Here is an 11940-nt window from a genome sequence, read left to right as displayed (position 1 = left end):
CCTGTGTGATCTCGGTATTCCGGATGAAACCCTGCGGAGCGCAGGGCCTCACTTGGCGGTGTCGTCGGACGGATCCGGCGGGGTGGAGCCGTCGGGAGGTGTCCCTCCGGGTGACTCGTCGCCCTGGTGCCGGGGCAGGCCGCCCGTCGCTCCAGATGTGTTGTCCTGCTGAGCGGTGCTTTCGGGGGAGGGCCGTCGCTGCTCCCGCCCCGCCCGCTCGCTCTCGATGAGCTCGTTCAGCCAGCGCACTTCCCGCTCCACGGACTCCATGCCGTGCCGCTGCAGTTCGAGCGTGTAGTCGTCGAGGCGCTCGCGGGTGCGGGCGAGAGAGGCGCGCATCTTCTCCAGGCGCTCCTCCAGCCGGCTGCGGCGGCCCTCCAGGACCCGCATCCGCACCTCGCGCTCCGTCTGGCCGAAGAAGGCGAAACGGGCTGCGAAGTGCTCGTCCTCCCAGGTGTCGGGACCGGTGTGCGAGAGCAGCTCTTCGAAGTGCTCCTTACCTTCCGCCGTCAGCCGGTAGACGATCTTGGCGCGGCGCCCCGCCAGCGATGCGGCGAGGGCGTCCTCGGGTGCGTTTCCCGGTTCCTCGATCAACCAGCCGTTGGCGACGAGCGTCTTGAGGCAGGGGTAGAGGGTTCCGTAGCTGAAGGCCCGGAAGATTCCCAGCGAGGTGTTGAGCCGCTTGCGCAGCTCGTACCCGTGCATCGGGGCTTCGCGGAGCAGGCCGAGGACGGCGAACTCGAGGATGCCTGAGCGTCTGCTCACTGCCGCCTCCCTCGCCCGTCGGTGCCCGTATGCCGGTCCGATGTGTCGTGCTGATGTATCGACTCGATACATCAGCACGATAGAGCGGTGCTGCGCATGCGACAAGGGGGGCCTTCGTGAGCGGCATCACATCGTCAATTCGTCGGCGGTGAGTTGCCTGAAATGGGGTGAACTTCGACCCTCGGTGGGTTTTGACCGTGCGTAGTCTGTGCGGCATGCAGACCACCGGGAACCATGTGACGCCCCTGTGCGTCATCGCCGTGGATGCACAGCGGATGAGCTCTCCCCAGAGCTCGGCCGTATCCATTTCGGGGGGACCGGAACTCAACTGCCGCTTCCAGGCGTCTCGCCTGCCCGAGGAGTAGTCGTTCGATGAGCGAGCACCGACGCAAACCGCCGCAGCCGCAGGGTGGCGGGCGCGCCGCGGCCCGACGCGCCGCCCAACAGTCCTCTGGGCGACGTGCAGCACCCGGGAGGGGTGCCACGTCAGCCTCCCCTTCCGCTTCTCATGGGGAGGAGCGTCCGTACGGTGGCAGAGCCGAGGCCCGGCGCGCCGCCCAGCGGGGCGGTGGTCGCCGGCGCGTGGACGAGTCGGGAACAGGTGGCAGGGCCGCGCGCCGCGGCGCCGCCGGAGCCGCGGCCGGTAAGAAGCGGCTGATCGACTACCCGCGACACGACAAGTACGGATGGCGTCGCTGGATGCCCTCCTGGAAGCTCGTCGCGGGACTGTGCATCGGCTTCATAGGGCTGCTGATGGTGGCCGCCGCCCTCGCGTACAGCATGGTCGTCGTCCCGAAGGTGGCGGAGGCGGCCACGGCCCAGAACAACGTGTACTACTGGGCCGACGGCTCCCAGATGGCCGCCACGGGCGGTGAGGTCAACCGCCAGATCATCGGTATCGACCAGATTCCGAGGGAGATGCAGGACGCCGTCATCTCCGCGGAGAACAAGACCTTCGAGAAGGACTCGGGCATCGACCCGATGGGCATCTCCCGCGCCGTGTTCAACATGGCCCGGGGCCAGCAGACGCAGGGTGGCTCGACCATCACCCAGCAGTACGTGAAGAACGCGCGGCTCGACGACCAGGACCAGACCCTGAGCCGCAAGTTCCAGGAGCTGTTCATCTCCATCAAGATCGACAGCACGATGGACAAGCCCGACATCATGGCGGGCTACCTGAACACCTCGTACTACGGCCGCGGTGCCTACGGCATCCAGGCCGCGGCCCGGACGTACTACAACAAGGACGCCGAGGACCTGAACGCGAGCGAGTGTGCGTTCCTCGCCTCGCTCCTCAAGGGCGCGACGTACTTCGACCCGGCCGGCGCCACGGAGATCGACTCCAGGGCGACGGCGGCGGCCAACAGGGCGCGAGCCGAGGAGCGCTGGCGCTGGATCCTCGACGAGATGGTCAAGGACAACCGGCTCCCCGCCGAGGAGCGCGCCAAGTACACGGAGTTCCCCACACCGCAGAAGCCGAAGAAGGACGCGCAGCTGAGCGGGCAGATCGGCTATCTGGTGGACCTGGCCAAGGCCAACTTCATGAACAACTACGAGGGGATGACCGAGAAGAAGCTGGCGCAGGGCGGCTACGAGATCCACACGACCTTCGACAAGAAGAAGGTCAACGCGCTCGAGGCCTCCATCAAGAACATCTACAAGAAGCACATCAAACCGGAGGAGCGGCCGGAGGACACCCACGTTCAGTTCGGCGGCGCCTCCGTGGAGCCGGAGACCGGGAAGATCGTCGCGATCTACGGCGGTCAGGACGCGACGAAGCACTTCACGAACAACGCGGACGCGACCGGTGCCCAGGTCGGATCGACGTTCAAGCCCTTCGTGCTGGCCGCCGCGATGCGGGACGGCGTGCGCAACCCCGAGCTCGGTCCGGAGCAGGGGCCCAGTGAGCGCACCATCGTCGACCCCGACAAGAGCCGGTACAACGGAGCCAACAAGCTCAAGATCAAGAACTACAACGGCTCGATCTGGCGCAACGAGGAGGGCAAGGAGTGGCTGCAGCGCAACGACGGTGACGAGTCGTTCAAGAACATCAGCCTGCGCGAAGCCATGATCCACTCGGCAAACTCGCCGTTCGTGCAGCTCGGCATGGACATCGGCATTCCGCAGGTGCGGAAGGCGGCCGTCGACGCCGGTCTGCTCGAAACCAGCCTGGTCGAGGCGAACGTCCCCTCGTTCTCCCTCGGTATCTCGGACCCCAGCGCCATCCGTATGGCCGGCGCCTACGGCACCTTCGCGGCCAACGGAAAGCAGCGCGACCCGTACTCCGTGACGTCCGTCGAGTACCAGGGCAAGACGATCTACACGCACGAGGACAAGGCCAAGACGGCCTTCACCAAGGCCGTCGCCACCAACGTCACGGACGTGCTCAGGGACGTCGTCGACGACGAGGAGGGCACGGGTAAGAACGCGCGCCTTCCCGGCCGTCAGGTCGCCGGCAAGACGGGTACCACCGACGACAACAAGTCCGCGTGGTTCGTCGGCTACACCCCGCAGCTGTCGACCGCCATCGACATGTACCGCCTCGACGACGACGAGAAGAGCGGCAAGAAGCGCGAGTTCCTGAAGATGTACGGCACCGGTGACCGGGACACGATCCACGGTTCGTCGTTCCCCTCCGAGATCTGGCAGACGTACATGTCCAAGGCGCTCAAGAACGCCAAGATCGTGGAGTTCGACGAGCCGGAGGAGCTCGACGCTGAGGCCGTCTGGGGCGGTGGCGCGGTCAGCCCCAAGCCGACACCGAGCAGCAGCCCGTCCTCGAGCCCGTCCGAGTCGCCGTCCTCGAGCCCGTCGGAGAGCCCGTCGAAGAGCCCCGGCCGCCCCTCGGAGTCGTGCAACCCGTGGGAGGACTGGACCTGCGAGCCCACCGGCGGCACCGATGCCGGCACCGACCAGGGCGGAGACAACGGCGGGGTCACCACGAGTCCGACGACGTCGCCGGGTACGGACAGCGGCGGAGGCAACGGCAACAACGGCGGAGGCAACGGCGGAGGCTTCATCGGAGGCTCCGACGGAACCGAGTAGCCGCCGCCCGTAGGCCGGCACCGCCGGAGGGCCGCCGTACCGGCAGGCGCAGCGCTTCGTGCCTGTGCCCGCCGGACACGGCGGCCCTCGTCGTGCACCCGGCCCCTTGCGGCAGGATGTGCACCATGCCCAGCGCAGAGGAGACGAGCGTGTACGAGGACCGCCGCGGTGTCCTGCCCGCACGGCGGGACAGTCCTGACGTGCGCCCCACACGGCGCGACAGGGTGGCCGCGGCCGGCAGCGAGCTGATCGGTGGCCCCGCAGGCCGCTGGGCACGGCGCGCGGGCAACGGTCCGCTCACACCCGTGCGTGTCATCGCCCTGGTGGCGATCGGCATGTTCGCGCTCGGCATGGTGCAGAAGCTGCCCTGCTACAACTGGGCCTGGTTCAGGGGCACCAGTTCGCAGTACACCCACGCCTGCTACTCGGACATCCCGCACCTGTATCTCGGCCGCGGCTTCGCCGATGGGCGCATTCCGTACTTCGACCGGCTGCCCGGTGACATGGAGTACCTCGAATACCCCGTACTCACCGGGCTGTTCATGCAGGTCGCCTCCTGGGTCGCCGACGCCGCCTCCTGGCTCGGGCTGTCGGGCGACGACATGATGCAGCGCGAGCAGCTGTACTGGATGATCAACGCGGGCATGCTGCTGATCTGCGCCGCCGTCATCGCCGTCTGCGTCGCCCGCACCCACCGCCGCCGCCCGTGGGACGCGCTGCTGGTGGCCCTGGCACCCGCGTTCGCGCTGACGGCGACGATCAACTGGGACCTGCTCGCGGTGGCCCTGACGGCTTCGGCGATGCTGATGTGGTCGCGCAGCCGGGTGCTCGCCGCAGGCGTCCTCATCGGCCTGGCGACGGCCGCCAAGTTCTACCCGTTCCTGCTCCTCGGGCCGCTGCTGGTGCTGTGCTGGCGTGCGGGCAAGTGGCGCGAGTTCCTCACGGCGGCTTTCGGGGCCGTGGCGGCGTGGCTCGTGGTCAACGTCCCCGTCATGCTGCTGGCGCCGGAGGGCTGGAAGAAGTTCTACAGCTTCAGCCAGGAGCGGCCCGTCGACTTCGGCTCGTTCTGGCTGATCATCACCCAGCGCACAGGCCGCTCGATCGAGGCGGAGACGGTCAACACGTACGCGATGCTCCTGACGATCGTGGCGTGCGCCGGTATCGCTCTGCTGACTCTCACCGCACCGCGCAGGCCCCGGTTCGCGCAACTGGCGTTCCTGGTCGTCGCCGTGTTCGTCCTCACCAACAAGGTCTACTCGCCGCAGTACGTGCTGTGGCTGATCCCGCTCGCGGCGCTCGCCCGTCCGCGCTGGCGGGACTTCCTCGTCTGGCAGGCCTGCGAGGTCATGTACTTCCTCGGCATCTGGATGTACCTCGCGTACACCACCAGCGAGAAGCACCAGGGGCTGCCGCCCGAGGGCTACCAGCTCGCGATCACCCTGCACCTGCTGGGCACGCTGTATCTGTGCGCGGTGATCGTGCGGGACATCCTCATGCCCGAACGCGACGGGGTGCGGACGGACGGCTCGGACGACCCGTCCGGCGGAGTGCTCGACGGGGCCGAGGATGTTTTCGCCCTGAGGCGTGCGGCCCGGCGGCGACATGCCGCGCAGACCGTGGCGGGGCCCCGGGTGGAATGGGGGACGCAGCCCGCCGGGACGGGGCAGGGCACAGAGGCCCAGCCGTCCGCCTGACGGCCTCGCGGGATCCGCGGGCGGCCAGGACAGTGCCGCGCGTCCTACCGGTCGACGAGGCGGTCGAACTGCGTGGTCGTGTGCCGCAGGTGGGCGACGAGCTCGTCACCGACCCTGGGTTCGTCGGCGTCAGCGGGCACGAACAGGATCGACACCTGCATGTGCGGCGGTTCGGCGAACCAGCGCTGCTTGCCCGCCCACACGAACGGCGACAGATTGCGGTTGACCGTCGCGAGACCGGCACGGGCCACGCCCTTGGCGCGCGGCATCACGCCGTGCATCGCCTTGGGCGCCTCCAGCCCCACGCCGTGCGACGTGCCGCCGGCGACGACGACGAGCCAGCCGTCGGACGCGGCCTTCTGCTGCCGGTAGCCGAAACGGTCCCCCTTGGACACGCGGGTCACGTCCAGGACCGCCCCGCGGTACTCCGTCGCCTCGTGGTCGCCGAGCCACAGACGGGTGCCGATCCGGGCGCGGAACCGGGTCTGCGGGAACTGCTGCTGCAGCCGCGCCTGTTCGTCCGACCGCAGGTGGCTGACGAACATCGTGTGCAACGGCAGACGGGCGGCACGCAGCCGGTCCATCCAGCCGATGACCTCCTCGACGGCGTCGGAGCCGTCCGTGCGGTCCAGCGGCAGGTGGAGCGCGAAGCCCTCGAGCCGCACGTCCTCGATCGCGGCGTGCAGTTGGCCGAGCTCCTGCTCGGTGATGCCGTGACGCTTCATCGAGCTCATGCACTCGATGACGACCCGCGCCCCGACCAGGGCGTGCACACCGTCCACCGAGGACACCGAACGGATCACCCGGTCGGGCAGCGGCACCGGCTCCTCACCGCGCCGGAACGGTGTGAGGACCAGCAGGTCGCCGCCGAACCAGTCCTTGATCCGCGCAGCCTCGTACGTCGTGCCGACCGCGAGCATGTCGGCGCCGAAGCGGGCCGCCTCGTCGGAGAGGCGCTCGTGGCCGAAGCCGTAGCCGTTGCCCTTGCAGACCGGGACCAGTCCCGGGAACTGGTCGATCACGGACTTCTGGTGCGCCCGCCAGCGCGCGATGTCGACGTAGAGGGAGAGCGCCATGACCGGCCCGGAACCTTTCTGGTGGCTGCGGTGTAGCAAAGACATGTACGAGACTACGGAGTCCTTCGCGCCGCCGGAGCGGTCGGCGGCGTCCTCAGCGGCGCGACATGTAGATGTCCAGCGCCTTGTGGAGCAGCTTGTTCAGCGGGAAGTCCCACTCGCCGACGTACTCGACGGCCTCGCCACCGGTGCCGACCTTGAACTGGATCAGGCCGAAGAGGTGGTCCGTCTCGTCGAGCGAGTCGCTGATGCCCCGGAGGTCGTAGACGGTGGCACCCATGGCGTAGGCGTCGCGCAGCATCCGCCACTGCATCGCGTTCGAGGGCCGGACCTCGCGCCCGATGTTGTCGGACGCTCCGTAGGAGTACCAGACGTGTCCGCCGACGACGAGCATGGTCGCCGCGGACAGGTTCACGCCGTTGTGCCGCGCGAAGTACAGACGCATGCGGTTGGGGTCCTCGTTGTTGAGAACGGTCCACATGCGCTGGAAGTACGACAGCGGCCGCGGCCGGAAACGGTCGCGCTCGGCGGTGATCTCGTACAGGCGCTGCCACTCGGCGAGGTCCTCGTAGCGGCCCTGGACCACCTCGACACCGGCCTTCTCGGCCTTCTTGATGTTGCGGCGCCACAGCTGGTTGAAGCCCTTGAGGACGTCGTCCAGCGACCGGTTGGCCAGGGGCACCTGATAGACGTACCGCGGCTGCACGTCACCGAAGCCGGCTCCGCCGTCCTCGCCCTGCTGCCAGCCCATCTTGCGCAGCCGGTCGGCGACCTCGAAGGCCCGGGGCTCGATGTGCGTGGCCTCGACATCACGCAGGCGCTTGACGTCGGGGTCCTGGATGCCGGCCTTGATCGCGGGAGCGTCCCAGCGGCGGATGACGACGGGCGGCCCCATCTTGACGGAGAAGGCGCCCTGGTTCTTGAGGTGCGCCAGCATCGGCTGCAGCCAGTCGTCCAGGTTCGGGGCGTACCAGTTGATGACCGGGCCCTCGGGGAGGTACGCGAGATACCGCTTGATCTTGGGCAGCTGGCGGTAGAGCACCAGGCCGACGCCGACAAGGTCGCCGTTCTTGTCGAACCAGCCCAGGTTCTCCGAGCGCCACTCGGTCTTCACGTCCGCCCACGCCGGGACCTGGCAGTGACTCGCCGAGGGCAGGCTCTGGATGTAGGCCAGATGCTGCTCACGGCTGATGGTCCTCAGGGTCAGGCTCATGCGGGGCGCTCCTCGGCAGGTGTGTCCCCATGGGTACAGGGGCTCCGGCTCTCGCGCCGAAGCCTACTGGTCCGAGGAGGCGCTCCGAATGGCTGTACGCAAGAGCGGGCCGGTCGCGGCCCGCTCCCGATGCGCTGTGCGTCAGCCGAGGACTCCGCCGAAGAGGCCGCCGTGCGCCATGCCGAGGAAGAAGCCCACGGCCGACGCTCCGAGACCGATGATCAGCAGGAACCGCTCGCGCGTGGTCGCCGAGATGAACTGGCCGTACGCGCCCGTGACGATTCCGACAAGGCCCGTCCACGAACTCAGCAGGTGGAGGTGGTGGAACATCGCCGTGATGAACGCGATGGCACCGAGCACCAGCGTCACCGCCATCAGGGTGTCCTGAAGCGGATGTGGCTTGCCGTCCGTGGCGAGGAGAGAGGCGGGGGACTGACGTCGCATTGCATGTGCCATGAGGCACCTCCTGGCTGTGCCGGAAGGCGGCGCATCGTAGCGCCGCGCGCACCCGATGCGTACAGATTGGGGCCATCCGCCACCGGATTTCAACCGGAAGCCGGTGTGCAGGTACTCTGTACGGTCTGCACCGGTGTCTGCCCTGGCCAGGACACGATCGCCTCTCGTCGAGCGGGGATTGTCAGTGGCGGCCGATACCGTTGCTCACGCATCACGACCCTCCTGCCACGGAACGACCGTGGCCGCTGAGTCCAAAGGAGGTGGGTTCCACATGCGTCACTACGAGGTGATGGTCATCCTCGACCCCGATCTCGAGGAGCGCGCTGTCTCCCCGCTGATCGAGAACTTCCTCTCCGTCGTCCGTGAGGGCAACGGAAAGGTGGAGAAGGTCGACACCTGGGGCCGTCGTCGTCTCGCTTACGAGATCAAGAAGAAGCCCGAGGGCATCTACTCGGTCATCGACCTGCAGGCCGAGCCTGCGGTCGTCAAGGAGCTCGACCGCCAGATGAACCTGAACGAGTCGGTCCTCCGGACCAAGGTCCTCCGTCCCGAGACCCACTGAGCACCTAGCTCAGAGGTCATCGGGTTCGAGTAGCAGCAAGCAGCCAGAAGCAATCCCCGCCGAGAGGTTCCCCCAATGGCAGGCGAGACCGTCATCACGGTCGTCGGCAATCTCGTCGACGACCCCGAGCTGCGCTTCACCCCGTCCGGTGCGGCGGTCGCGAAGTTCCGCGTCGCGTCCACTCCCCGCACCTTCGACCGGCAGACCAACGAGTGGAAGGACGGCGAGAGCCTGTTCCTGACCTGCTCGGTCTGGCGGCAGGCGGCGGAGAACGTCGCCGAGTCGCTCCAGCGCGGCATGCGCGTCGTCGTGCAGGGCCGCCTGAAGCAGCGGTCCTACGAGGACCGCGAGGGCGTCAAGCGCACGGTCTTCGAGCTGGACGTCGAGGAAGTCGGCCCCAGCCTCAAGAACGCCACGGCCAAGGTCACCAAGACCACCGGTCGCGGCGGCCAGGGCGGTTACGGCGGCGGTCAGCAGGGCGGCGGCAGCTGGGGCGGCGGCCCCAGTGGTGGTCAGCAGCAGGGCGGCGGCGGTGCACCCGCCGACGACCCCTGGGCCACCAGCGCGCCGGCCGGCGGCGGCCAGCAGGGCGGGGGCGGCGGCTGGGGCGGAAGCTCCGGCGGTTCCGGCGGTTCCGGCGGCGGCTACTCGGACGAGCCTCCCTTCTAGGGCAGCTCGTACCCCCACTTCTTGATCACACAGGAGAATCACCATGGCGAAGCCGCCTGTGCGCAAGCCTAAGAAGAAGGTCTGCGCGTTCTGCAAGGACAAGACCGTGTACGTGGACTACAAGGACACGAACATGCTGCGGAAGTTCATTTCCGACCGCGGCAAGATCCGTGCCCGCCGCGTGACCGGCAACTGCACGCAGCACCAGCGTGACGTCGCCACGGCCGTCAAGAACAGCCGTGAGATGGCGCTGCTGCCCTACACGTCCACCGCGCGATAAGGGAAGGGTGACCGAGATATGAAGATCATCCTCACCCACGAGGTCTCCGGCCTCGGTGCCGCCGGCGACGTCGTAGACGTCAAGGACGGCTACGCTCGCAACTACCTGGTCCCGCGCGGTTTCGCGATCCGCTGGACCAAGGGTGGCGAGAAGGACGTGGCGCAGATCCGCCGCGCCCGCAAGATCCACGAGATCGCGACCATCGAGCAGGCGAACTCCGTCAAGGGTCAGCTCGAGGCCGTGAAGGTGCGCCTGGCCGTTCGCTCCGGCGAGGCCGGCCGCCTGTTCGGTTCCGTCACCCCGGCCGACATCGCTTCGGCGATCAAGGCTGCCGGTGGTCCGGAGGTCGACAAGCGTCGCGTCGAGCTCGGTGCGCCGATCAAGACCCTGGGCTCGCACCAGGTGTCCGTGCGTCTGCACCCCGAGGTTGCCGCGCAGCTCGGCGTCGAGGTTGTCGCCGCCTGATCAGCGCGCTCGACTGAGCGGTAGGAAGGGCCGCACCCCTCGGGGTGCGGTCCTTCTGTTGGTCCGGCGCGCTGCGATCACGGTTCGTCCGCTGCACGGTGCTGCGTGCTCTACCGGACGTTTCACGTGAAACGTCAGCGCGTCGCGCCGGTCACGATCCAGCGTCCGGACCGGGCTCGCCACCACAGTGTCAGGAGCCGCACGGTCATCATCAGTGTCATGGCGCACCACAGCGCGGTCAGGCCACCGCCGACGGAGGGCACCAGCAGGGCGACCGGCGCGAACACCGCGAGGGTCACGAGCATGGCCCAGGCGAGATACGGGCCGTCCCCCGCACCCATGAGCACTCCATCCAGGACGAAGACGACTCCCGCGATCGGCTGGGACACGGCTACGACGAGAAGCGCGGGAAGAAGCGTGTCCCGGACTGCCTGATCCCCGGTGAACAGAGGGATGAACAGCGGGCGTGAGACCACGACCAGGACGCCCAGGACCACGCCCGCGGCGATTCCCCACTCCACCATGCGGCGGCAGGCCTGCCGTGCTCCCTCGGCATCGTTCGCACCGAGGTAGCGCCCGATGATGGCCTGCCCGGCGATCGCGATGGCATCGAGGGCGAAGGCCAGCAGGCTCCAGAGGGACAGAACGATCTGGTGTGCGGCGATGTCCGTGTCGCCGAGGCGAGCAGCCACAGCGGTGGCGATCATCAGGACCGCACGCAGCGAGAGGGTGCGGACCAGGAGAGGGACGCCGGCCTGGGCACTCGCCCTGATCCCGGCCGCGTCGGGGCGCAGTGAGGAACCGTGCTTGCGGGCTCCGCGCACGACGACGACGAGATAGGCGGCGGCCATGCCGCACTGGGCGGCGACGGTGCCCCATGCGGAGCCGGCAATGCCCAGCCCGGCGCCGTACACCAGCCCTGCGTTCAGTGCTGCGTTGGCCGTGAATCCGCCGATGGCCACGTAGAGCGGTGTCCGCGTGTCCTGGAGACCTCGCAGGACGCCGGTCGCCGCGAGGACGATCAGCATGGCCGGTATGCCGAGGCTGGAGATGCGCAGATAGGTGATCGCATGCGGTGCCGCCGTCTCGGATGCGCCGAAGAGATCCACGAGCCAGGGGGCGGTCGGGAGGGTCACCGCGATGACGGCGACACCGAGGAAGAGCGCGAGCCAGATGCCGTCCATCCCCTGGCGGATGGCCGAGGGGAGGTCGCCTGCGCCGACACGGCGGGCCACGGCGGCGGTGGTGGCGTAGGCCAGGAACACGAAGACACTGACGGCCGTCATGAGCAGGGCTGCCGCGACGCCGAGACCGGCGAGCTGGGGCGTGCCGAGGTGGCCCACGATGGCGCTGTCGACGATCACGAACAGGGGCTCGGCGACCAGTGCGCCGAAGGCGGGGACGGCGAGCGCGATGATCTCTCGGTCGTGGCGTCGACGGCGCGCCTTGGGGGTCACGGAGGCCTGGGGCATGGGCACAATCTAATCTTCCACAGGTAAGAGATGCAATGCCAGAGTGGCCCTTACTTCGCCAGGGCTTGGGCATCACCCGGTGCACGCTTTGTTCTGATCTTGGACCGGTGCGGAAAGTTTTTCTCCCCCACAGCCGGTGGATGGAAAACGAGCAGCTCAGAGGCCATGTGGTGAGGCGGCTACGAGTTTGTCCACAGTGCTGTCCCCCGGTCCGTGCACAGGTTCCGAAGACTTCTCCACAGC

At 68.2% G+C, this 11940-nt stretch carries 11 protein-coding genes; 6 read left to right on the top strand and 5 right to left on the bottom strand.

The features are described from left to right. Nucleotides 1-48: 48 nt before the first annotated feature. Nucleotides 49-765, bottom strand: a complete 717-nt coding sequence (locus HW130_RS11045; RefSeq protein WP_177149307.1) for a helix-turn-helix transcriptional regulator — start codon at nt 763-765, stop codon at nt 49-51. 372 nt (nt 766-1137) lie between these two features. Between HW130_RS11045 and HW130_RS11040 the strand changes: the two genes are divergently transcribed. Beyond that, nucleotides 1138-3810, top strand: a complete 2673-nt coding sequence (locus HW130_RS11040; RefSeq protein ID WP_177149306.1) for a transglycosylase domain-containing protein — start codon at nt 1138-1140, stop codon at nt 3808-3810. 125 nt (nt 3811-3935) lie between these two features. Next, nucleotides 3936-5504: a glycosyltransferase family 87 protein gene (locus HW130_RS11035; protein WP_177149305.1), complete on the top strand. Its 1569-nt coding sequence runs from the start codon at nt 3936-3938 to the stop codon at nt 5502-5504. Between the two features lie 44 nt (nt 5505-5548). Here HW130_RS11035 and HW130_RS11030 read toward each other — a convergent pair whose 3' ends face one another. The 3 genes from HW130_RS11030 to HW130_RS11020 form a co-directional block, all read right to left on the bottom strand. Further along, nucleotides 5549-6580 (bottom strand): alanine racemase, encoded by a 1032-nt coding sequence (locus HW130_RS11030; protein ID WP_177149304.1) that lies wholly within the window; start codon nt 6578-6580, stop codon nt 5549-5551. A gap of 94 nt (nt 6581-6674) precedes the next feature. Next, complete coding sequence (locus tag HW130_RS11025) at nt 6675-7793, bottom strand: peptidoglycan bridge formation glycyltransferase FemA/FemB family protein (RefSeq protein ID WP_177149303.1); 1119 nt, start codon at nt 7791-7793, stop codon at nt 6675-6677. 141 nt (nt 7794-7934) lie between these two features. Further along, nucleotides 7935-8249 carry a hypothetical protein gene (locus HW130_RS11020; RefSeq protein ID WP_177149302.1) on the bottom strand — a complete coding sequence of 105 codons (315 nt, stop codon included), beginning with the start codon at nt 8247-8249 and terminating at the stop codon, nt 7935-7937. A 271-nt stretch (nt 8250-8520) separates the two neighbouring features. Between HW130_RS11020 and rpsF the strand changes: the two genes are divergently transcribed. The 4 genes from rpsF (at nt 8521) to rplI (ending at nt 10225) form a co-directional block, all read left to right on the top strand. Then, entirely contained in the window at nt 8521-8811 is a 291-nt protein-coding gene (gene rpsF / locus HW130_RS11015) for a 30S ribosomal protein S6 (RefSeq protein WP_004950685.1), read from the top strand. A gap of 75 nt (nt 8812-8886) precedes the next feature. Beyond that, a complete protein-coding gene (locus HW130_RS11010) occupies nt 8887-9480 on the top strand; it encodes a single-stranded DNA-binding protein (RefSeq protein WP_177149301.1) in 594 nt (197 codons plus the stop codon). A 43-nt stretch (nt 9481-9523) separates the two neighbouring features. After that, nucleotides 9524-9760: a 30S ribosomal protein S18 gene (gene rpsR / locus HW130_RS11005; protein WP_003956534.1), complete on the top strand. Its 237-nt coding sequence runs from the start codon at nt 9524-9526 to the stop codon at nt 9758-9760. A gap of 18 nt (nt 9761-9778) precedes the next feature. Then, the gene (gene rplI, locus HW130_RS11000; RefSeq protein ID WP_177149300.1) at nt 9779-10225 is read left to right on the top strand and encodes a 50S ribosomal protein L9; all 447 of its coding nucleotides are present in this window, start codon (nt 9779-9781) and stop codon (nt 10223-10225) included. A gap of 134 nt (nt 10226-10359) precedes the next feature. On the opposite strand, the gene HW130_RS10995 is transcribed toward rplI, so the two are convergent. After that, nucleotides 10360-11697, bottom strand: a complete 1338-nt coding sequence (locus tag HW130_RS10995; protein WP_177149299.1) for an MATE family efflux transporter — start codon at nt 11695-11697, stop codon at nt 10360-10362. Nucleotides 11698-11940: the final 243 nt, after the last annotated feature.

Origin of the sequence: Streptomyces sp. PKU-EA00015, assembly GCF_013387495.1 — a bacterium.
Taxonomy (GTDB): domain Bacteria; phylum Actinomycetota; class Actinomycetes; order Streptomycetales; family Streptomycetaceae; genus Streptomyces.
The sequence above is the reverse complement of the archived record's forward strand: the minus strand, read 5'-3'. Positions and strand labels throughout refer to the sequence as shown.